The organism is Bacillus sp. 007/AIA-02/001 (assembly GCF_004634455.1).
Classification (GTDB): domain Bacteria; phylum Bacillota; class Bacilli; order Bacillales; family Bacillaceae_G; genus Bacillus_A; species Bacillus_A cereus.
Genome location: NZ_SEIY01000001.1, coordinates 496680 through 517158, shown reverse-complemented (window position 1 = coordinate 517158; position 20479 = coordinate 496680). Strand labels below are relative to the sequence as shown.

Here is a 20479-nt window from a genome sequence, read left to right as displayed (position 1 = left end):
ATTCGCAATAAAAATTTGGACTTTTGTATTTTCAATAGAGGAAAAAGGAAAAATATGTTTGTGAAATTATGAACAATTTCCGAATTATTGTCTGAAATTACCTATACTCATGTTTATCTGTATTATAATGTTATTATCTTGGATAAAGTGATAAAGGTGGAGATCCTCATGGAACAAGCTTTAAAAATTACAGGTGTATTATCTGACCCAACTCGTTATTACATTTATAAATATATTTCGCAAAAACATAGTTACGTAACGGTACAAGAAATTGCAGATGAGTTTGACATTCATCCAAACGTAGCGCGTTTACATTTATCTAAATTAGAAGATGTTCATATGCTAAAATCGGAAACGAAGAAAACTGGAAAAGGCGGACGACCGAGCAGATTGTATGTCTTATCTGAAGATGTTATCCAATTACAATTTCCATTCCGTGATTATCAATTGTTAGCAAGAATCGCATTTAATTCTTTACTTAGCCTTGGCGCTGCTGGTGAGAAAGCGCTATACGAAACAGGAAAACAATTCGGAGCTGAATTAATGCAACAACATATGCAACGTTTAAATGTGAGTGAAGATGCTTTAACAGTGGAACAAAAAGTTCAAATTGCAAAAGAAGCTTTCTCAACAGCTGGCTTATCACCTGCATTTGAATTAAGTGCAGATGGAACAAAAATTTTCTATGATGTACACAATTGTCCATTCAAAGAAGTTGCTGTTCATCATCCAACTGAAATTTGTAACATGCACGGAGATATGATGAAAGGAATTTTTGAAATCCTATTCCCTAACATGGAATTAACTCGAAATGATAGTCTATTAGATGGATGTAAATCTTGTAATTATAAACTAACAATTTAATTTCTCATATAAAAAGAAGCCAATAATAATTGGCTTCTTTTTATATGAATGAATATTTACAATAGTAAGAAAAATAAACTATAATGAGGTGAGGTTTACTTTTTTTAGAAAAGGAGGGAGATGGCATGGAGCGCATGTTTCGCGTTCTCGGCTTTTGGACTGGAATTTTCTCGGTTATGTTTTACGTAGGGGATATGCAACAGACCGCACTACTATTTTTAGGACAAACAGGTTTCTTCGTACTTTTAAGCTATTTAAAATTAACAGAGCGTATGTATATATACGTATTTGGGGCATATTTAACTGTTTTCTTCATAGGATTTACATACTACACGACGTTTTTACTTGTCCCTGGGGCTGGACATTAAAAGATGGCATTTTGCCATCTTTTTTTAATTCCGGAATTTCCTAGTTGACTTATAGGTTTTATTGCCTTATATTCTATATAACAGATTGGAATTAGGGGGAATCAACATGAATACACTGCTTGTCGGAATTAACGTTGCAGTCATGCTCATTTTAGTTGGCGTATTATATTATATGCAACGTAAGCATGTATCTTTTAATAAACGTGTATTTACTGCTTTAGGAGTCGGAATTATATTCGGTCTTATATTACAATTTATTTATGAACCAACTTCTAAAGTAATTATTGAATCAAATACTTGGTTTGGCTTAATCGGTAACGGTTATGTGAAATTACTTCAAATGATCGTTATGCCACTTATTTTAGTATCTATTATTTCAGCCTTTACAAAATTACAGTTAACGAAAAACCTTGGTAAAATCAGTGGTCTTATTATCGGAATTTTAATTCTTACTACAGGAATCGCTGCAGCTGTCGGTATCGCTGCAAGTGCAGGATTTGATGTATCTGCAGCAGGCTTGCAACAAGGTGATGCAGAATCTGCTCGTCTGAAACTAGTTGAAGAAAGATTTACTTCTATTGAAAAGACAACAATTCCAGATAAATTATTAGAGCTATTGCCTACAAATCCGTTTCTTGATTTAACAGGCGCTCGTCCAACATCAACAATTTCTGTCGTAATATTTGCAGCCTTTATCGGCATTGCCTTTATAGGTGTAAAACGAAAATATCCAGAACAAGCAGAACTATTTAAGAAAATGCTTGATGCTGTATATGCAATCGTAATGCGTATGGTAACATTAATTTTACGCCTTACTCCATACGGCGTATTAGCTCTTATGGCAAAAACAGTTGCTGGTAGCGATATAAATGCTATTTTAAAACTTGGTAACTTCGTGTTAGCCTCTTACGTAGCACTTATCGTAATGTTTATCATTCACTTATTATTAATTGCATTGTCTGGTTTAAATCCAATTCAATATTTGAAAAAAGTGTTCCCTGTACTAACTTTTGCATTCACATCTCGCTCTAGTGCTGGTGCGATGCCATTAAATATTGAAGCTCAAAAAGAAAAGCTTGGTATTTCCGAAGGAATTGCAAACTTCGCAGCTTCATTTGGGGTATCTATCGGACAAAACGGTTGCGCAGGTATTTATCCAGCAATGCTTGCAATGATGGTCGCTCCAACTGTAGGAATTGATCCATTACAACCACAATTTATTTTAACTTTAATCGCTGTTGTTGCTATTAGCTCATTCGGTGTTGCCGGAGTTGGTGGCGGCGCAACATTCGCAGCTTTAATCGTACTATCTACAATGAACTTACCAATCGGTATTGTTGCTCTAGTTATCTCGGTTGAGCCATTAATCGATATGGGGCGTACAGCTCTTAACGTAAGTGGTTCTATGACAGCAGGTCTTATTTCAAGTAAATGGCTTGGTGAATTAGATCAAGACACGTACAATCAAGATGATACAAAAACTGGTGAAATTGCTTCATAATGAAAAAAAGACGCTAACATACAATTGTTAGCGTCTTTTTTATTCCGTTCCCTCTTTATAGATTTTATCTTGAGAATTCTTACTCCAAGTATTCTTCTAGTTGCTCTTTTAACTCCTCCTCAATCTCATAACAAGATTCATCAACAAGTTCCCCTACTTTCTTACTCCCAAAAATGTTTGATTGAATTGACATTCCTAAAAAGATTCTTTCGCATTTCCAAATTGGAATATAGTGAAATTCAATCATCTCTTTTTCTTCATCTAATATAGCTATGGCAACTGATGAATAATAACCCACCTCAAAGGGATTCTCTTTTTCTCTTGCAAATCCCATATCTAATTCCATGTGTTTTTCTATGTATAAATGCGCATACTCTTTATGCAGTTTAAGTGATATTCGCTCTATTTCCTTCTCCATACATTGAATGTTCTCTTTTAACTCCAACGTAAACTCCTGTTCTTTATATTTCATTTTCGCCTCCTGAAACATAGAAAAAGAGAATATGATAACATATCCTCTTTCCTCAAATATATTTCATTATCTCACAGCCCGTCCTTTTCACAAATAACCATTTTGTTCGCACCATTTATGAAATTGTCCTACGTCTACTCCAACTAACACGATATCCTTTAGCTCTACATCAATGATTTGTTCTCCAATTACAATAGCAAACTGCGATGCTAATTTTGTCTCGTTTTTCTTTACAATTCCAATTCGGTTCCGATGCGGTCCATCTTTTATATATGCTTTTTGTCCTACAATATCAAAGTTCAAAATTCTCACCTCTTTTACTGCGCTCAAATTGGAAATACGATCTCCACCTCGGAAAATTTCCTTTCATTGCACTATTTCTCTATATATATGACGAAACAATAAAAGAGTCCTTCCTTCTTTACAATTATTTTTTCTTTGTTTCATTTTTGTGATTGAAACGTAAAGTTTATAATAAAATACACTTGGAAGCGCTTTCTATGTAATTTTTTATGTTATAATATATAAGTAGAACTTCGTAAAGAGGGTTAAAAAATGAATACAAAAATGATTAAAAAAGTAATTGAAGCATTAAAAGTATATGGCTTTCAGGATGTATCATTCTGTGACAAAACGAAGCAATTTTTATTTCATAACGAAACCGATATTATGAGCGGCTATGCAGAAATAACATATAGTAGTCAATTTGAAAAATTCAACGTACAAATTCATCCAATTGAAACGCATCACCAAGCAGAGTTACAAGAGATTGAAAGACATATACAAGCTTGTATAAGAAAAGTGGAATATTTAAACGCACTTCTTACCGGGCAGACAAAACTAGATGATAAAATTATTATTATGTAAAAAAAGAACGTGATCCAATCACGTTCTTTTTTCATTATACGTTCATCTTTTCCTTTAGTTGTAATCCTGTAACAGATTCTAATACATCCATCGATTCTCCAAATGTCATATCAAAAATTGTCTTGTCCTCTATGTATGGAAACTGTCTGAAACGCTTTTCTAACACCTTCACAGCATCTGATGTAAAGTTTGCACTATCAATGCCAAATTCTGTTTCAAGAAGAACGATCCAATCTAGCACATGAAAACCTAATCCATTGACGAATGAAATAAGTTTTTCTTCTGGGTTTGAAGATAAGAATACTTGGCGTTCTATCTCACTAAAAAGTTCTTCTCCTAAGATTTCAGCTAACTCATCATCATGTTCACGTTCAACAAGTTCTTCGTAGCCGTAATCATCCACAAGCTCTTCTACTTCTTCACTATCCTGACAAAGCAATTGACTAAGAAGTGCCTCTTTCTTAAATTCACTATTTTGTACGACTTCTAAAAAGCTCGTTTCCCATCCATTTTCTAATTTCATATTATGTACTCCTTTATATACGTTTCTTATCATCACTGTACCCAAAAGATCACTTTTATAACCTTTTAGGTAGTTACTATTATTTCACATGATTCATAACAAAAGATGCAAACTCAGCTACATCTCCTTCAAAAATATTTATTTCTGGCAAGTGATAGAACGTTGTTTGGAGCGGGTTTCCTGCATGATATACATATATCGTTTTCTCTAGTGCAATCGCCATTCCAAACTCTGTATGGCTCCCGTTTCCGCCATCTAATATAAGTAAAAATACATCCGCTTCTTTTACAGCATTTCGTTCTGCCTGACCAATTTCTCTTAATTGTTCTTCATTCGCTGCTCTTTCATTTTTGGTCCAATCATATGTATGGTGCCATCCTACATGTTTCAGTTCATTTGCTACGGAATGTACAAGATGTTTATTTTGGAAACCTGAGGCGATATAAAAATTCATTTATATACACTCCTTCATTGTGTATGGGGAAACTCCTTTTTAGCGTTATTTGTTATAGCTATAATAAAGAACAATTTCAAAAAAAATCCCCATCTTTAAAACTTATTTGCGTTTAAATGATGGGATGCTTCATGGTCTTCTTTTATTTTTTGTTTTTTATAACTTTCATCAGCTAACATTTCTAGTTCAGCTGTTATCTCTGACTTTTCAAGCTCTCTTTCTTGCGAAAATTTCCTTGAAATATAAACAATAACACTACCAACGTACAACACAAAGCATATAATAAGTGCAGTATTTTCATAGAGACTTAGCTCCAACACAGTCACTCCTAATCCATTCGTATTTTCACGCCTCATTAATTGGAATTTCCCTATTAACCCATTTGTTATCCCGCTATTTGAGGGCAGTAAGACTACCTCCTCAAAATTTAGTAACAGTAAAGAAGTTAGATGTGGGATGAACCCAACTGATTAAAGTTTCACTTTATTGTAACATAAAAATATCAATTCTTGGAATCTTTCACCCTACTAAAAGAGGCATGATTGTTTCATCATGCCTCTGAAATATTTTGAATGATTGTTTTAATTGCTTCTTTTCCATTATATTTTTTTAGTGCTGTTTTATACTTCTCATTATTTTGATTCAATTCTTCGACATACTTTATAAGAGATTTTACAGTTACATCTTCTTCATATAATACGGAGGCATACCCTTGCCTTTCAAAGGACTCTGCATTTAATATTTGATCTCCACGGCTTGCAAATTTCGATAATGGAATTAAAACCATCGGCTTTTGTAATGTTAAAAATTCAAAAATTGCGTTGGAGCCCGCGCGTGAAATAACAAAATCTGTTACCGCTAATATATCTGGCAGTTCTCCATGTACATATTCAAATTGTCTATATCCTTCTTTATTTTGTAAACTTTCATCAAGGTTACCTTTTCCGCAAAGGTGAACAATTTGATATTTTTTAAGAAGTTCTGGTAATGCTTCTCGAGCCGTATCATTAATTTTTTTCGCGCCCAAGCTGCCTCCCATAATCGTAATAACTGGCTTTTTACGTGAAAAACCTAAAAACGCTAAACCTTTTTCACGATTTCCCTTCAGCACTTCTTCACGTACAGGAGATCCCGTATATATTACTTTTTCTTTCGGTAAATGTTTCGCTGCTTCTTCAAATGTAACAAATATTTTCGAAGCAAAACGAAGCGCAATTTTATTTGCTAGTCCTGGTGTCATATCAGATTCATGTAATAAAACTGGTACTCTATTTAGCCATCCTCCAATTACGACTGGTACAGATACGAAACCGCCTTTTGAAAAAATTACATCTGGTTTTAGTTTTCGAATCCTTACATACGCATCCATAACACCCTTCATTACAAGAAAAGGATCTTTTATATTTTTCAAATCAAAATAACGACGTAGCTTTCCACTCGAAATACTATAGTAGGGAATGCCTTCCTTTTCTATAATCGTTTTCTCAATACCTTGATGAGAACCAATATAAGAGATATCCCAGTTGTCTTCCTGTAAATATGGGATAATGGCTAAATTAGGTGTTACATGTCCTGCCGAACCGCCACCTGTAAAGACTATTTTCTTCATACGTCTCCCCCTTCTAGACTATAATACACTAAAATATCTTGCCTCAGGGTGAGAAAATACCATAGCCGTTACGGACGCTTCTGGCTCCATCATGAATCCTTCTGTTAATGAAATACCTATTTCCTCTGGATGAATTAAGCGAAATAGCTTTTCTTGATCTGCAAGTTCTGGACACGCCGGATAACCAAATGACACTCGTATTCCTCTATATTTCGTACGGAAACGTTCTTCCATCGTCAGTTCAGGTGAGTCCGGAATGCCCCAGCGGTCACGAATGAGCATATGTGTTTTTTCAGCAAGTCCTTCCGCTAATTCAAGCGCTAACGATTGAATGGCATGACTACGTAAGTAATCACCTTTCGCCTTCCACTCTTCAGCAATGTCCCGAACTCCTTCCCCAACCGTAACAGATAAGAAAGCAACATAGTCCATCTCATCTCCTATTGGGCGCAAATAATCACCTAAAGTACGATAGGGAGCCTTTCCTTGTCTAGGGAATGTGAAACGCTCTATAACACGCGTATGATCTTCTGGATCATATATTACAATGTTTTGTCCGTCGCTTTGCGCTGGGAAAAATTGATACACTGCTTTCGGCTTTAACCAAGATTGTCCTTCCTGCAATAATTCATCTATTAAATCATTTAATTCATGTGCTCTCTTATCTCCCTCTTTCAAAAGCTTCTTCACATTTCCTTTTAATCCAAGGTGATGCCCAAGTAGCATTTGTCTATTTAAAAATGGAGCGAGATGAAGGGCCGGAATATCGCGTAATACAATTCGTTTTGTTGAATCAGGCACGATAACTTCAGCCTTCGGTAATGGCTCAATTACTGCTGGAATTTCTACTTTCTTCTCCTCTTTTTTTACGATATGAAGATGACGTTCTTTTTTATCCTGTTTCATCTTCTCACGCTCTTCTTCTTTTTGAAGCTTATTAATAATATCGAGCCCCGTCATCGCATCACTCGCATAACAAACGAGCCCTTTATATGATGGTGAAATCCGATTATCTGTAAACTTTCTCGTTAACGCTGCACCACCTACAACAATGGGAACATCAATATTTGCTGCTTTTAAATCTTCAGCAGTCGTTACCATTTGTTGCGCTGATTTTACTAATAAACCGGAAAGGCCTATAATATCCGGCTTCTTTTCTTGTACTTCTTGAACAATTCGATCCGAACGTACATTAATTCCTAAATTAATAATCTCATATCCGTTATTTGCTAAAATAATTTCAACGAGATTTTTCCCAATATCATGCACGTCACCTTTTACAGTTGCTAATAATACTTTCCCTTTTTTCGCACTATCACTAGATTCCATATGTGGCTCTAAATAGCTTACAGCAGCTTTCATACTTTCAGCACTTTGCAATACTTCAGCAACAATAAGTTCATTATTATTAAATAGTCGTCCTACCTCATCCATCCCTGTCATAAGCGGACCGTTAATAATATCAAGAGGTTTTCTTCCTTCTTCAAGCGCAAGACTTAAATCCTCGTGTAATCCTTGTTTCGTACCTTCTACAATATAATTTGCTAGTCTTTCATCAAGCGTTAACGTTTCTTGCACAACGATATCTTTCTTTTTAGCAACTCGGTAAAAGTTTGTAAATTCTTCTAACGTCTCTTTCGTCGTTTCAAACAGTAGTGCATCTGCAAGGCGTTTTTCTTCCTCTGGAATCGACGCATAGCGTTCTAATTTTTCCGTATTCACAATCGCGTAATCTAACCCTGCTTTCGTAGCATGATATAAAAAGACTGAATTTAATACCTCACGTCCAGCCGGTGGTAAACCAAATGATATGTTACTTACCCCTAAAATCGTTAAACACTCTGGTAACGCTTCTTTAATAAGGCGAATTCCTTCTATAGTCGCTGCTGCTGAACCAATATATTCTTCATCACCTGTCCCTACCGGAAACACAAGTGCATCAAAAATAATATCTGACGGGCGTATCCCATACTTCTTTGTAAGTAATTCATAGCTTCTTTTCGCAATTTCTATCTTTCGCTCCGCACTAACCGCCATACCGTCTTCATCAATTGTTCCTACAACTATAGCAGCACCATACTTCTGAAGAAGCGGTGTCACTTTTTTAAATCGTTCTTCTCCATCTTCTAAATTAATTGAATTAATAACAGCTTTTCCTTGAATATAAGTAAGAGCTCGCTCCATCACATTTTCATCTGTTGAATCAATCATAATCGGTACTTTTAAAACTTTCGTAACTTCTGCTAAGAAGTTTTCCATATCTTCTATTTCATCGCGATCAGGATCTGCCATACAAATATCAATAATATGAGCATTTTTCTTCACTTGCGCTCTTGCCACTTCAGCAGCCTCTTCAAATTTCCCTTCTGCTACTAATCGTTTAAATTTACGTGACCCAATAACATTCGTTCTTTCACCTACAAATAACGGTCTCATAGACTCATCATATTGCAGTGCTTCTAATCCACTAATTCCATGTCCTTCTCTCTCATGATGGTCACGAGGCTTAAGAGATGCTAGCGCGGATTTCATTGCTTTTATATGTTCTGGTGTCGTGCCACAACAACCACCAATAATATTAACCCACCCTTCTTCAGCAAATCGCTTCACCTTTTCAGCAAGAGAAGATGGAGATTCATGGTAATGTCCATCTTCATCAGGAAGACCTGCATTTGGATAACAAGAAATGTAACACTCCGATAAATCAGATAGTGAACGAATATGGTCCCTCATAAACTCCGGACCAGTCGCACAGTTTAACCCAACAGATAATGGTTTCATATGTTCTACTGATAAATAAAAAGCTTCAATTGTTTGCCCAGCCAGAGTCGTTCCCATTGGCTCAATCGTACCTGAAATCATAATAGGAACCGTTTTTTTCAGTTCTTCAAAAGCAGCTTGAATTCCAATATAAGCTGCTTTCACGTTACGCATATCTTGACTCGTCTCAACGAGTAATACATCAACTTCTCCTTTTAATAATCCTCGTGCCTGCCTTGTATAAGCCTCAATCAATTCTTCAAAAGTCACACCACCAGTAACACTAATTGCTTTCGTTGTTGGTCCCATCGCTCCCGCAACATATACTTCATTCCCGCTTTCTTTAACAGCTTGCTTCGCCAAAAGTGCTGCCTTTTCATTTAGTTCTTCATCTAAATGAGACAGCTCATAATCACTTAGTACAATATTCGTTGCCCCAAATGTATTTGTTTCAATAATATCCGCTCCAGCTTCAATATAAGCTTTATGAATCTTTAAAATAACGTCTGGTCTTGTTTCCACTAAATATTCATTACAGCCCTCGTACTCTTCTCCTCCGAAATCTTCAGCAGTTAAATCCTCTTGCTGAATCATTGTCCCCATTGCACCATCTAATATTAAAATGCTATTTTTCAATTTTTCTTCTATACACTTCATCAATTAATACCTTCTTTCACTTCTTGCTTTTCTCTTACATATTTAACAAGATGTTCTGTAATTTCATACTTTAAAAATGGTGTAATAAGATAAATACCATTAAAATATTTCATCGCTGCGTCGACCAATTCTTGTGAAATGCGAATCCCTTCCTCAATTGCTGCCTCTTTCGTTTCATGTCCATCCATTCTCTCTCTTATTTCTTCAGGAAGAGTAATACCCGGCACCTCAAAATGAAGAAAATCTGCATTCCGCTTACTTACTAACGGCATAATTCCAATAAAAATAGGTTGTTCCAAATGCTTTGTCGCTTCATACACTTCTTCAATTAACTTGATATCGTAAATTGGCTGAGTTAAAAAATACTCCGCTCCAGCATCTATTTTTCGTTCCATTCGCTTAACTGCTGCTTTTAAGTGCCTCACGTGAGGATTAAATGCGCCGCCTACAGAAAACCTTGTCGCCGGTCCAATTGATTTCCCTAAAATTGAACGTCCATCGTTCATTTCTTTAATCATTTTAATAAGCTCAATAGAGGATAAATCATATACAGAAGTGGCACCGGGAAAATCACCAACGCGCGCTGGATCACCAGTTAAAGCTAACACTTCTTCCATCCCTAACGCCGATAAACCTAACAAATGAGATTGTAGTCCAATGACGTTATGATCTCTACACGTTAAATGCGTCAATACTGGGATATCATGCTTCGTTAATAACGCACCCATCGCCATATTAGAGACACGAGGCGATGCTAATGAATTATCTGCTAGAGTAATAGCATCTGCTCCCGCTCTTTTTAACGCTCTTGCTCCTTCAAAAAAACGCTGTGTATCTAACGTTTTCGGTGGATCTAATTCCACTACAACTGTCGTTTGTTTTTTTGCTTTCTCTGCTAGAGTGACGTGAGCCTTCGAACGTTTCTCATGCGTATGAACGACTTTTGGCCTTTGAATCGTTTCTTTTTCTATTACAGGGGTAATATTCGCAACAGCGCGCTTCATACTTTGAATATGTTCTGGAGTCGTACCACAACAGCCACCCAATAACCGAATACCTTGCTCAATAAATTTCGGTGTCATTGCTTCAAAATAAGCTGGACTTCCCTCATATACGTAACGTCCCTCTACATAATTCGGGAGACCTGCATTTGGGTATGCTGATAAATAGCCATTTTGCGGAATCGATATCATTTTGAAAGCTTCCGTCATATGAAGCGGCCCCAGTTGACAATTCAATCCAACAACATTTGCACCGTAATCTATAAACTGCTTTAATATTTCATTGACATCATTTCCATTTTGAGTCGTACCTGCTTCATGTAACGCTAATTGCGCAACAATCGGAATATTCGTTTGCTTACGCAACACTTTAACAGCATGAAGTAATTCAAATTCATCATAAAAAGTTTCTAATAGTAATCCATCAACCTGTTCTTCTAGTAAAGCCCCCGCCTGTTCAAGTAACATAAACTCCCTTTCCATATCAGTCGTTGTAACAGCTCCGATATGTTTCATACCACCAATTGTTCCTAAAATTGCATTTTTATCTGTCACAGATGCTTTCGCCAATTTCACTGCCGCTCTATTAATTTTTGTAACTTGATTTTCTAAACCATACATACGTAATTTCGCCTCATTTGCTCCATACGTATTCGTTTGAATTACATCTGCTCCAGCAGCTACATATTGTTTATGAATGGATATAATTAGATCTGGATCAGATACGTTCAATTCTTCAAAGCTACTTTGCAAACCATGTGAATGCAATAACGTTCCAACCGCACCATCACCTATTACAATTCCTTTTGATAATAAATCTAGTAATTTCACGAATCTCCCTCATTTCTATCAATATAAAAACCCCCTCTTCACTTTGAAGAGGGGGACATAATTGTTCCTCCTCTTATTATGCAAAACATTCGTTTTGCAGGTATTAGCACCGTTTCAAACATTTTGTTTGAAGGTTGCCGGGTTTCACAGGGCCTTTCCCTCCACCGCTCTCAATAAGAGTTGTCTTTATTATTTTATTTATGTAGCTAAAAGGAAATGCGTTCCCCTTTTAACAATGTTTGTTAATTTTTTAATAAATTTAGCATGCACAAAATTAAAAGTCAATGACACTTGCGGAAAAATAAAAATTATTTAAAATAAAGTTGCAATTCAATTATCTTTTATTGTAAAGTTAAAAACATAATAAAAATTTCATACGAACATTCTTATCTAGAGAGGTAGAGGGACTGGCCCTGTGACGCCTCAGCAACCATTAACATTTTGTTAATAAGGTGCTAATTCCAGCAAATTGTGAAAGATTTGACAGATGAGAAGAAGACTCTATTCAAACCGAAAGCCTTCTTCTTAGAAGGCTTTTTTTATTTTATATTCACTTAATGTTTCAATTTAAAAAGGAGGAATTTTCACATGTCAACAATCGAAACAAAACTAGCACAAATCGGAAATCGTAGTGAAACTACAACTGGAACGGTTAATCCACCAGTTTATTTCTCAACCGCTTATCGCCACGAAGGAATTGGTAAATCTACTGGCTTTGACTATTCACGAACTGGCAATCCAACTCGCGGTCTTTTAGAACAGGCGATCGCAGACTTAGAATATGGCGAACAAGGTTATGCCTGTAGTTCAGGGATGGCGGCTGTTCTCCTCGTCCTTTCTCTATTCCGCTCTGGAGACGAACTTATTGTATCTGAAGATTTATACGGGGGAACGTATCGATTATTTTCTGAGCATGAAAAAAAGTGGAATGTTCGATGTAGATACGTAAATACACAGTCTATTAAACAAATTGAGCAAGCTATCACAACTGAAACGAAGGCTATTTTCATAGAAACTCCAACTAATCCATTAATGCAAGTTACTGATATTGCCGCTGTCGCAACTGTAGCGAAAAGGCACGGACTACTTCTTATTGTAGACAACACATTCTACACACCTTATATACAGCAACCATTAACAGAAGGTGCTGACATTGTACTTCATAGCGCAACGAAATATTTAGGGGGACATAACGATGTACTAAGCGGGCTTGTCGTTGCAAAAGGAAAGGAACTTTGCGAGGAAATCGCTCATTATCATAATGCATCAGGTGCAGTTTTAAGCCCATTTGACTCATGGTTATTAATTCGCGGTATGAAAACGTTAGCGCTTCGCATGAGACAACATGAAGAAAATGCGAAAGCAGTTGTTGCGTATTTAAATGATGAAGACGGGGTGACAGATGTATTTTATCCAGGAAGAGGCGGCATGATTTCATTCCGCCTTAAAGATGAAGCTTGGATTAATCCATTCTTACAATCTTTATCCTTAATTACATTTGCCGAAAGTCTTGGTGGTGTAGAAAGTTTAATGACTTATCCAGCAACGCAAACACATGCTGATATTCCTGAAGAAATTAGAACAGCAAACGGCGTATGCAATCGTCTTCTTCGATTCTCAGTTGGCATTGAAAATAGTAACGATTTAATTCAAGACTTAAAGCAAGCCATTAAACTCGTAAAAGAAGGTGTAAGAATATGAGCTATTCTATAGATACACTCTTACTACACAACCAATATAAACATGACTCGCAAACAGGCGCTGTGAACGTTCCTATTTATAACACATCAACTTTTCACCAGTTTGATGTAGATACGTTCGGAAAATATGACTATAGCAGGTCAGGAAATCCAACTCGTGAAGCTCTTGAAGATATCATTGCTTTATTAGAAGGCGGAACAAAAGGATTCGCCTTTGCATCAGGCATTGCAGCGATTTCCACTGCATTCCTCCTTCTTTCACAAGGTGATCACGTACTCATTTCAGAAGATGTGTACGGAGGCACTTACCGAGTGATAACTGAGGTACTCTCCCGTTACGGTGTTTCACATACATTTGTTGATATGACCAATTTAGAAGAAATAAAACAAAACATGAAACCAAATACAAAGCTCTTTTATATAGAAACACCTTCTAACCCACTTTTAAAAGTGACAGATATTCGCGAGGTTTCTAAACTCGCAAAATCTATTGGCGCTCTTACTTTTGTTGATAATACATTTTTGACACCACTATTCCAAAAACCACTTGAACTTGGAGCTGATGTCGTTCTTCATAGTGCTACAAAATTTATTGCTGGTCATAGTGATGTTACTGCCGGATTAGCAGTAGTAAAAGATGCAGAACTCGCTCAAAAGCTTGGATTTTTACAAAATGCATTCGGTGCTATTTTAGGACCTCAAGATTGTTCTCTCGTACTTCGCGGTCTAAAAACATTGCACGTACGCCTCGAGCATTCAGCTAAAAATGCCAATAAAATCGCACATTATTTACAAGAGCACGCTAAAGTACAAAATGTCTATTATCCGGGATTACAAACACATCTCGGATTTGATATTCAACAATCTCAAGCAACATCAGCTGGAGCGGTCTTATCGTTTACTTTGCAGTCAGAAGATGCACTCCGCCAATTTTTATCAAAAGTAAAATTACCTGTTTTTGCAGTTAGTTTAGGAGCTGTAGAGTCAATTCTTTCTTATCCAGCAAAAATGTCACATGCAGCACTGTCGCAAGAAGCTCGTGATGAAAGAGGAATCTCTAATTCATTACTTCGGTTATCAGTCGGTCTTGAAAATGTTAACGATTTAATATCCGATTTTGAAAATGCCCTTTCTTATGTAGAAGAACCTGTAAATGCATAGAGAAAAAGAAGATATGAGATTAGGTTTTCATATCTTCTTTTTCTGCGTTTTAGTTATATTCATTTGAATTTCTTCTTTTCTTATAGTCCATAAAAAAATAAAAGTATATCATCTATTTCTAAATAATGGATTAATTGATATATTAAGAAATAAAAAGGGGTGAAAATAATGGATATTTGTTCAGATATTTTAATCGTTATCGATTTACAAAATGGCGTATGTTATAGCGAGGAGCATTTATTTGATTTACAGAACTTACTAACAAAAGTAAATAAAAGAATTTATTCATACAGAAAATTAAATAAACCAATCCTTTTTGTTCAACATTGTGATGATGATTTAGTACCCGAGAAAGAACTTTGGGCTATTCATACCGATCTAGATGTTCAAGAACAAGATTTTTTTGTAAGAAAAACACATGCAAATTCATTTTATAAAACAAACTTAAAAGAAATTTTAGATCAATTATCTGTAAATTGCATTGAATTTTGTGGCGCCCAAACAGAGTACTGTATGGATGCTACGATTAAGTTTGCCCACGGACTAGGATACGAAAACTTTATGGTACAGAAAACAACCTCTACGTTGAATAATCCTTTTATGTCCGCAAAAGAGACAATTGATTTTTATGAGAACATATGGAATCACAGGTTTTTAACGTTGCTAAAAGATGAATTTTAGAATAAATGACTAATGACTTGATCATCCTAAGATTTATCAGCCGTAAGCAAATATTTCATTATCACCATAAAGAAGCGAATTACATTCAGCTTCTTTTCTTTTAACCTGTTTTATATTCTATATATATCATTATAATTCCTTTGTCATATTATTTTAAAAATTTCGTATATTCATTTGAAAGAATAAGAAAATCATGATAAAATTGTGTTACAAATATATCTATATCTTTCAATTTTTAAAACGCATCGAAATTTTCACCCAAAAATGTCATTTTACAAAAACATGCTAATTTACCTATTTTATTTACATCAGGGTCTCTTTTCTTACAATTTCTTTACTTTAGGACTTTTTTTCTGCAACAACTATTTTCTTTTCTTTAAATTTTTGGTATGTATAGTATGGTATAATAGCTCACACGGAGGTGGAAAAGAACATGTTAGAAACCTTTCAAAAAGAATTAGAACTATATGAAAGTAATGCAGAATTATTAAAAGTGCTAGCTCATCCTGTTCGTTTATGTATCGTAAAAGGATTAATCGAGCGCGGTCCAAGCAACGTTTCTACAATGTATACTGGCTTAAACATGCCACAATCTACAATTTCACAGCATTTAGCAAAATTAAAAAGCGCTAAAATCGTTTCTAGTGAAAGAAAAGGATTGGAAATTTATTACAAAGTAGAGAATGAAACAATCATTCAGCTCGTTCGCGTATTATTAGGTTAGGGACTAATAATCGAAGAAAAAGAACGTATTCTATATTTTTCATCTCATATCTTTAATATAAATATATATCATGAGAGGAAATATATAATACTACATAAGTCGTATTAAAAAACAAGACACAGTATATACTGTGTCTTGTTTTTTATATTGTTACATACCGATCCAAATGTAAATGTTGCATATCTTTTGTATGTATAACAACATCAAATGCACTCCCTACTCCTCCATTCAAAATCATAGAACGAACGGCTCGATTTTGTTTTTGCGTTTCAGAAAAAGGATTCATATCTTGATGGCTCGTAAGCTGTTCTAATATCCCTGCAGCTAACAAGAACTCAGATTGTTTCTTATGCCATACTGCACTCATTCCTTGCATACTAAACATCTCCTTTAGCTCGTCCCAATGAATATGAGTAGTAAGATCCATTTCACCTGGATGCGCTAGTGGGTTACGTATTAGCTTATGCTGATAATACCCTCGCAAACTTCCTTCACGGTGTGCTGGATGCATCCATTCTTCTTTTGTGTATCCGTAATCAACTGTAATACATATACCTTTTTGAAACCATTTCGCAATTTCTTTTATATACTCCTCCATCACAATTGGTACTTCAAAACGTTGCCCTTCAGCAATATGAATATTATATTTCAATAAATAGCGACCAATTCTTTTATCTAACGGCCTACATACTTCTGAAAGGTTTCCTTCCTCTGTATATGTAATACGTACTTCATACAACATACCATTTCTTTTCTCAATTATTTCAACAGGAAATGCATCAAACAACTCATTCGAAAAAAGAATTCCCTCGAAAGAATCTCCCATTTCACTATAGGAGGTATAGTACGATACATTAGAAAATGAGCCAAGGTGCTCCTGCTGTAATTTTCTATGAAAAGGGCTCACTTCAATCATTGAATAGTTTAAATCAATAAAGGTTTTTGGAGATAATTGCTTCCATTCTTGTAAAACATCATAGGCAAACTTCCCTGTTCCTCCGCCAATTTCACAAATATTCGGAGCAACTTCACCATTTTCAACAAGACGAATAAAAAGTTTAGCAAAAGTTTTTGCAAACACAGAGGATACGTTGCTACTTGTAAAAAAATCCCCTTGTCTTCCAATCTTTTCACGTTCTTTCATATAATATCCATGACCTTCTGTATATAATACAAGGTTCATATACGTACTATATGAAATTGAATAATCCTTTTCTTTCCCCATCCATTCTCTTAAAATGAGCTCCATTCCCATAATGACTCCTTATTGTAAAAACGGATTATTTTCTTTTTCAAAGCCAATGCTTGTTTCTGGACCATGTCCACATAAAACCGCTGTTTCATCTGGTAATACAAATAATTTCTCTTCAATACTTCCAATTAATTCAGCGAAACTTCCACCAGGTAAATCTGTTCTTCCAATGCTCATTTGGAACAATACATCTCCTGAGAATACAGCATTCGCCTCTTTACTATAATAAGAAATACTTCCTGGAGAATGTCCTGGTGTCTCAAAAATTTCAAAATTAAATGATCCAATTGTTAATGTACCTTCTGCATCAATAATATGATCCGCTGGTTTTGCTGTAATACTGCGGTTCATCATAAAAATTTGAGAGCCGTTTACAGTTGCATCTCCTAACCAATCTGCTTCTTCTTTATGTACGTACACAGGAATATGAAAAGTGTCTCTTACCGCATCAACAGCACCGATATGATCAAAGTGAGCATGTGTTAATAAAACAGCTAATGGTTTTAATTGTTCTTCTTGTAAATATGTAACGAGCTTTTCACCTTCATGACCAGGGTCAAAGATAATGCACTCTTTTTGATCGTTCATTAAAATATAAGCATTTGTTTGTAATGGGCCTAACGGCATTTGTATCCATTTCATATGAAAATCTCCTCCAGTTATTAAACTTACTTTTAATGATACAACATTTCTTTCTCTGAGGAAAAGAAAGGATGCTATCTCGACAATCATTTTTAAAACATGTACAATATAAAAGAGTAAATATTCCAAAAACTCATAATAAGAAATGGGTAGACAGAGGAGGATATTGTATGGGCCTTGTTATTATTTTTACACTTGTCACTCTGTTAGCTGTATTTGCTACGCTTAGAACACTTCGTGAAAAAAACTTTTTCGCGAGCGGCTTTGCAATTGCAACTGTACTCGTTTTCGGATGGTTTACGATCATGACTGTTCTATATAACGGGTATCCACCAGCAGCTTAATTCGTTTACACTTTATTCTTCATCGAGATTTCACACAAAAAGAGGAAGGGTTCCCCCTTCCTCTTTTCATATTTCACAACTTATATCATCTTCGCTTCGTATTTGTGCTTTTTTACAAGCCAAGCTCCTCCGATAACACCTGCATCATTACCAAGTGTTGCAATAGCTAACTTCGTGCTCTTTACAGCACGTGAGAAAGCGTATTGCTCGAAATAGCGTTGAATTGGTTCTAATAGCGCATCTCCAGCTTTAGACACGCCTCCACCAATAACAATTTTCTCTGGGTTCAATGTACTAGAAAGGTTCGCTACAGCTAATCCTAAATAAGAGGCTACTTTTTCTACTACTTCACCTGCTAATTCATCACCTTGTCCAAGTGCTTCAAAGACATCTTTTGATGTAATACGTCCTTCTTCAGCTAACATAGAACGCAACATGCTCTCTTTATTAGTCTCTTGTATTTTTTGCATAGCAACACGTACAATACCTGTCGCAGATGCTACTGTTTCTAAGCAACCAGACTTCCCGCAATTACATGGGAAAGCATTTTCTGTAACGACTGTAATATGTCCAATCTCACCAGCAGCACCACTCACGCCGTGTACAATCTCACCATTGGCGATTACACCACCACCAACGCCCGTACCAAGTGTCATACAGATTAAATCTTTTGCACCTTCACCAGCACCTTTCCACATTTCACCAAGCGCTGCTAAGTTTGCATCATTATCAATAACAACAGGTAATCCTGTTTCTACTTCTAATAAATCTTTTAGCGGATAGTTTTTCCATCCTAAATTAACCGCTTCATAAATCATTCCAGACGCCACATGTACAGGACCAGGAGCTCCCATACCAATACCAATTAACTTGCTCTTCAATTCGCCTAATTCTTCTAGCTTTTTATCAATTGCTTTCGCAACATCAAGTGTAATATGTTTTCCTTGCTCACCTGTATTCGTAGGGATTTCCCACTTATGTAAAATTTCACCGTACACATTAATAAATGCTAATTTAATCGTTGTACCACCAAGGTCAACACCAACTAACCATTTCTCTTCCATGTTGCTTACCTACCTTTATCTAATTCTTATTTAGCTCTTTTTGAATTTCTTGCTTCAATAAAAATAAAGCTGTTTGATAGTCTTGTGGATCGATTAGCTGTGATTGATTTAATTCACGCAATTCATCTTGCATTAATTGTAAATCTGCAATTCGATCTCCCGTATAAATAATCGTACCAAATTTCTTTAGCAATTGCTGAATATCATAAATAGATACCATTTCATCACCCTCTATGCTCACTTACTATAAAAAATTATAATAAGAAAACGTTCACATATTTTATTATAATCAAGAAGAAAAAGTCTCGTCAATTTTTATTTGTCTATACAAGCTTATTTGTAAGCAGTGTTCCTTTTTCTGTAATAATTTTTTCTATGTTTTTATCAAATGGCTCTACCGGAATGTGTTTTACCATTTGAAAATCATACGCTAATGACAGCGTTTTCCCTTTATAATGCACGAGATAACGATCATAATAGCCACCGCCGTACCCAATTCGCTCTCCTCGTTCTGTATAAGCTACGCCTGGGACAATTTGAAGATCAATTTCATCCATATTCACTTCTTCCGTAAGCCCGGGAATCGGTTCACGTAAATTCATATACACCGTTTCTAATTGATCAAAATTATTAATTTGCCGGAAGGACATCGTTCTTGTTCCTTTATTACACTTAGGAACTACAACTTTCTTTCCTTCTTCCCAAGCTTTTTCGATAATAGGATATGTATTCACTTCATTTTCCATTGAAAGAGTAATTCCAATTGTTTTAGCTTCAACCCACTCTTTTTGCGCATACAACGAAAATGCAATCTGTTCTGATAAAGTTGTATACTGTTCTTCTGATAAAGAATTCATGTGTTCTATTATTTGTTTACGCAAACGTACTTTCTCTGCTTTCACACATTCTCCCCCTTACAGTGACACTTTACTCTATGCTGATAGTGTATCACTTTTAACATAGGAATCGAATAAAAAAAGAAACAGTAGGAAAATATTCCTACT

22 protein-coding genes and 2 riboswitches are annotated in these 20479 nt (G+C 35.6%); of the genes, 9 read left to right on the top strand and 13 right to left on the bottom strand.

The genetic code is table 11. The features are described 5' to 3' along the window. Nucleotides 1–168: 168 nt before the first annotated feature. The 3 genes from ES895_RS02725 (at nt 169) to ES895_RS02715 (ending at nt 2733) form a co-directional block, all read left to right on the top strand. Nucleotides 169–864: a helix-turn-helix transcriptional regulator gene (locus tag ES895_RS02725; RefSeq protein WP_000434125.1), complete on the top strand. Its 696-nt coding sequence runs from the start codon at nt 169–171 to the stop codon at nt 862–864. 125 nt (nt 865–989) lie between these two features. Continuing rightward, on the top strand, nt 990–1232 hold the full coding sequence (locus tag ES895_RS02720; RefSeq protein ID WP_000440721.1) for a DUF2626 domain-containing protein: 243 nt from the start codon (nt 990–992) through the stop codon (nt 1230–1232). Nucleotides 1233–1338: 106 nt separating this feature from the next. Next, nucleotides 1339–2733 (top strand): L-cystine transporter, encoded by a 1395-nt coding sequence (locus ES895_RS02715; protein WP_001094334.1) that lies wholly within the window; start codon nt 1339–1341, stop codon nt 2731–2733. Between the two features lie 79 nt (nt 2734–2812). On the opposite strand, the gene ES895_RS02710 is transcribed toward ES895_RS02715, so the two are convergent. Then, complete coding sequence (locus ES895_RS02710) at nt 2813–3205, bottom strand: hypothetical protein (RefSeq protein WP_000875390.1); 393 nt, start codon at nt 3203–3205, stop codon at nt 2813–2815. A gap of 87 nt (nt 3206–3292) precedes the next feature. Then, complete coding sequence (locus ES895_RS02705; RefSeq protein ID WP_001008326.1) at nt 3293–3508, bottom strand: DUF3912 family protein; 216 nt, start codon at nt 3506–3508, stop codon at nt 3293–3295. 252 nt (nt 3509–3760) lie between these two features. Here ES895_RS02705 and ES895_RS02700 point away from each other — a divergent pair, with 252 nt between their 5' ends. Continuing rightward, nucleotides 3761–4072 (top strand): hypothetical protein, encoded by a 312-nt coding sequence (locus ES895_RS02700; protein ID WP_001093237.1) that lies wholly within the window; start codon nt 3761–3763, stop codon nt 4070–4072. A gap of 34 nt (nt 4073–4106) precedes the next feature. On the opposite strand, the gene ES895_RS02695 is transcribed toward ES895_RS02700, so the two are convergent. From ES895_RS02695 to ES895_RS02670, 6 genes are all read right to left on the bottom strand, one after another. Then, on the bottom strand, nt 4107–4595 hold the full coding sequence (locus tag ES895_RS02695) for a hypothetical protein (protein ID WP_000764261.1): 489 nt from the start codon (nt 4593–4595) through the stop codon (nt 4107–4109). Nucleotides 4596–4674: 79 nt separating this feature from the next. Next, entirely contained in the window at nt 4675–5049 is a 375-nt protein-coding gene (locus ES895_RS02690) for a nucleoside 2-deoxyribosyltransferase (protein WP_001012336.1), read from the bottom strand. A gap of 95 nt (nt 5050–5144) precedes the next feature. Then, nucleotides 5145–5405: a DUF3966 domain-containing protein gene (locus ES895_RS02685; RefSeq protein WP_001250699.1), complete on the bottom strand. Its 261-nt coding sequence runs from the start codon at nt 5403–5405 to the stop codon at nt 5145–5147. A 194-nt stretch (nt 5406–5599) separates the two neighbouring features. Continuing rightward, on the bottom strand, nt 5600–6658 hold the full coding sequence (gene murG / locus ES895_RS02680) for an undecaprenyldiphospho-muramoylpentapeptide beta-N-acetylglucosaminyltransferase (RefSeq protein ID WP_000724777.1): 1059 nt from the start codon (nt 6656–6658) through the stop codon (nt 5600–5602). 18 nt (nt 6659–6676) lie between these two features. Beyond that, nucleotides 6677–10075 (bottom strand): methionine synthase, encoded by a 3399-nt coding sequence (metH, locus tag ES895_RS02675; RefSeq protein WP_044584861.1) that lies wholly within the window; start codon nt 10073–10075, stop codon nt 6677–6679. Beyond that, the gene (locus ES895_RS02670; protein WP_000770360.1) at nt 10075–11907 is read right to left on the bottom strand and encodes a bifunctional homocysteine S-methyltransferase/methylenetetrahydrofolate reductase; all 1833 of its coding nucleotides are present in this window, start codon (nt 11905–11907) and stop codon (nt 10075–10077) included. Before ES895_RS02670 ends, metH begins: the two co-directional genes overlap by 1 nt. A 70-nt stretch (nt 11908–11977) precedes the next feature. After that, nucleotides 11978–12087, bottom strand: a riboswitch (SAM riboswitch). A 203-nt stretch (nt 12088–12290) separates the two neighbouring features. After that, nucleotides 12291–12401: riboswitch (SAM riboswitch) on the top strand. Between the two features lie 94 nt (nt 12402–12495). Between ES895_RS02670 and metI the strand changes: the two genes are divergently transcribed. From metI to ES895_RS02650, 4 genes are all read left to right on the top strand, one after another. Further along, on the top strand, nt 12496–13608 hold the full coding sequence (gene metI, locus ES895_RS02665) for a cystathionine gamma-synthase/O-acetylhomoserine thiolyase (protein ID WP_000103889.1): 1113 nt from the start codon (nt 12496–12498) through the stop codon (nt 13606–13608). Beyond that, on the top strand, nt 13605–14768 hold the full coding sequence (gene metC / locus ES895_RS02660; protein ID WP_000122300.1) for a cystathionine beta-lyase: 1164 nt from the start codon (nt 13605–13607) through the stop codon (nt 14766–14768). The genes metI and metC overlap by 4 nt, the downstream gene beginning before the upstream one ends. Nucleotides 14769–14936: 168 nt before the next feature. Further along, a complete protein-coding gene (locus ES895_RS02655; RefSeq protein WP_000350341.1) occupies nt 14937–15449 on the top strand; it encodes a cysteine hydrolase family protein in 513 nt (170 codons plus the stop codon). 433 nt (nt 15450–15882) lie between these two features. Next, the gene (locus tag ES895_RS02650) at nt 15883–16173 is read left to right on the top strand and encodes an ArsR/SmtB family transcription factor (protein WP_000894377.1); all 291 of its coding nucleotides are present in this window, start codon (nt 15883–15885) and stop codon (nt 16171–16173) included. A gap of 142 nt (nt 16174–16315) precedes the next feature. Here the strand turns inward: ES895_RS02650 and ES895_RS02645 are convergent, their stop codons facing one another. Next, nucleotides 16316–17428 carry a class I SAM-dependent methyltransferase gene (locus tag ES895_RS02645; RefSeq protein ID WP_000525139.1) on the bottom strand — a complete coding sequence of 371 codons (1113 nt, stop codon included), beginning with the start codon at nt 17426–17428 and terminating at the stop codon, nt 16316–16318. Nucleotides 17429–17437: 9 nt separating this feature from the next. After that, nucleotides 17438–18067 carry an MBL fold metallo-hydrolase gene (locus tag ES895_RS02640; RefSeq protein WP_000871233.1) on the bottom strand — a complete coding sequence of 210 codons (630 nt, stop codon included), beginning with the start codon at nt 18065–18067 and terminating at the stop codon, nt 17438–17440. Nucleotides 18068–18237: 170 nt separating this feature from the next. Here ES895_RS02640 and ES895_RS02635 point away from each other — a divergent pair, with 170 nt between their 5' ends. Continuing rightward, nucleotides 18238–18411: a DUF2759 domain-containing protein gene (locus ES895_RS02635; protein WP_000524852.1), complete on the top strand. Its 174-nt coding sequence runs from the start codon at nt 18238–18240 to the stop codon at nt 18409–18411. Between the two features lie 80 nt (nt 18412–18491). Here the strand turns inward: ES895_RS02635 and glcK are convergent, their stop codons facing one another. The 3 genes from glcK to ES895_RS02620 form a co-directional block, all read right to left on the bottom strand. Beyond that, entirely contained in the window at nt 18492–19475 is a 984-nt protein-coding gene (glcK, locus tag ES895_RS02630) for a glucokinase (protein ID WP_000391701.1), read from the bottom strand. Nucleotides 19476–19494: 19 nt separating this feature from the next. Further along, a complete protein-coding gene (locus ES895_RS02625) occupies nt 19495–19695 on the bottom strand; it encodes a YqgQ family protein (RefSeq protein ID WP_000253699.1) in 201 nt (66 codons plus the stop codon). Between the two features lie 103 nt (nt 19696–19798). Continuing rightward, nucleotides 19799–20377 (bottom strand): 5-formyltetrahydrofolate cyclo-ligase, encoded by a 579-nt coding sequence (locus ES895_RS02620; protein ID WP_000642751.1) that lies wholly within the window; start codon nt 20375–20377, stop codon nt 19799–19801. Nucleotides 20378–20479 lie beyond the last annotated feature (102 nt).

What these genes read in the sequence shown, in the direction of transcription:
- metI (WP_000103889.1), top strand. Translation starts at nt 12,496, where the DNA reads ATGTCAACAATCGAAACAAAACTAGCACAAATCGGAAATCGTAGTGAA.
- ES895_RS02650 (WP_000894377.1), top strand. Translation starts at nt 15,883, where the DNA reads ATGTTAGAAACCTTTCAAAAAGAATTAGAACTATATGAAAGTAATGCA.
- ES895_RS02655 (WP_000350341.1), top strand. Translation starts at nt 14,937, where the DNA reads ATGGATATTTGTTCAGATATTTTAATCGTTATCGATTTACAAAATGGC.
- ES895_RS02695 (WP_000764261.1), bottom strand. Translation starts at nt 4,595, where the DNA reads ATGAAATTAGAAAATGGATGGGAAACGAGCTTTTTAGAAGTCGTACAA.
- ES895_RS02725 (WP_000434125.1), top strand. Translation starts at nt 169, where the DNA reads ATGGAACAAGCTTTAAAAATTACAGGTGTATTATCTGACCCAACTCGT.
- ES895_RS02640 (WP_000871233.1), bottom strand. Translation starts at nt 18,067, where the DNA reads ATGAAATGGATACAAATGCCGTTAGGCCCATTACAAACAAATGCTTAT.
- ES895_RS02690 (WP_001012336.1), bottom strand. Translation starts at nt 5,049, where the DNA reads ATGAATTTTTATATCGCCTCAGGTTTCCAAAATAAACATCTTGTACAT.
- murG (WP_000724777.1), bottom strand. Translation starts at nt 6,658, where the DNA reads ATGAAGAAAATAGTCTTTACAGGTGGCGGTTCGGCAGGACATGTAACA.
- ES895_RS02625 (WP_000253699.1), bottom strand. Translation starts at nt 19,695, where the DNA reads ATGGTATCTATTTATGATATTCAGCAATTGCTAAAGAAATTTGGTACG.
- metC (WP_000122300.1), top strand. Translation starts at nt 13,605, where the DNA reads ATGAGCTATTCTATAGATACACTCTTACTACACAACCAATATAAACAT.
- ES895_RS02710 (WP_000875390.1), bottom strand. Translation starts at nt 3,205, where the DNA reads ATGAAATATAAAGAACAGGAGTTTACGTTGGAGTTAAAAGAGAACATT.
- metH (WP_044584861.1), bottom strand. Translation starts at nt 10,075, where the DNA reads ATGAAGTGTATAGAAGAAAAATTGAAAAATAGCATTTTAATATTAGAT.
- ES895_RS02715 (WP_001094334.1), top strand. Translation starts at nt 1,339, where the DNA reads ATGAATACACTGCTTGTCGGAATTAACGTTGCAGTCATGCTCATTTTA.
- ES895_RS02685 (WP_001250699.1), bottom strand. Translation starts at nt 5,405, where the DNA reads ATGAGGCGTGAAAATACGAATGGATTAGGAGTGACTGTGTTGGAGCTA.
- ES895_RS02645 (WP_000525139.1), bottom strand. Translation starts at nt 17,428, where the DNA reads ATGGGAATGGAGCTCATTTTAAGAGAATGGATGGGGAAAGAAAAGGAT.
- ES895_RS02635 (WP_000524852.1), top strand. Translation starts at nt 18,238, where the DNA reads ATGGGCCTTGTTATTATTTTTACACTTGTCACTCTGTTAGCTGTATTT.
- ES895_RS02720 (WP_000440721.1), top strand. Translation starts at nt 990, where the DNA reads ATGGAGCGCATGTTTCGCGTTCTCGGCTTTTGGACTGGAATTTTCTCG.
- glcK (WP_000391701.1), bottom strand. Translation starts at nt 19,475, where the DNA reads ATGGAAGAGAAATGGTTAGTTGGTGTTGACCTTGGTGGTACAACGATT.
- ES895_RS02700 (WP_001093237.1), top strand. Translation starts at nt 3,761, where the DNA reads ATGAATACAAAAATGATTAAAAAAGTAATTGAAGCATTAAAAGTATAT.